Source organism: Ralstonia sp. VS2407 (genome assembly GCF_052950655.1).
In genome coordinates this window covers 1-609 of the sequence record NZ_JBRFVG010000079.1, presented here as the reverse complement: position 1 = coordinate 609, position 609 = coordinate 1, and the positions used below count along the sequence as shown (strand labels likewise).

Here is a 609-nt window from a genome sequence, read left to right as displayed (position 1 = left end):
CGTGACGGGCATGGCGCTGTCGGTCCAGAACGGCACGGGCGGCACGTCGCTCATTAACAACACCGGCGTGATCGGCTCCGCCGCGCTGGTCGGCGCGACGCTGACCGGCGCCGATGCGCCGGTGGTCGCCGCCTACGGCGGCGGCACGGTCAACATGACGAACAGCGGGACGATCAGCGGCCGCGTGTCGTTCGGCTCGAACAACGCGCCCGGGGGCGGCAATACGTTCACCAACTCGGGCGTGATCAACGGCAGCGTGTCGATGGGCGCGAACAGCACGAACACGTTCAATGCGATCACGGGCTCGCAGGTCAACACGGCCGGCGGCACCGGGGGCGCGTTCAACATCACGGTCGGGGCGAACACGCTCAACGTCGCGCAGACGGGCATCGTCGACGGCGGCTCGGGCGGCAACAACACGCTCAACCTGCAGCAGGGCGCTTCCGCGAACGGCACGATCGCGGCCAACAACTACATCAACTTCAATCACCTGAACGTCCAGGGCGGCAACTGGACGATCAACGGCGCGTCCACCGCGCAGGACGCGACGCTGAGCGGTGGCGTGGCGATCATCAACGACAACGCGTCGCTCGGCACCGGCAACATCAC

General features: G+C 67.7%; 1 pseudogene. It reads left to right on the top strand.

The annotated features are described in order from the left end of the window. Positions 1 to 609, top strand: a pseudogene (locus ACU8YE_RS23935) (autotransporter domain-containing protein); the annotation flags it as partial.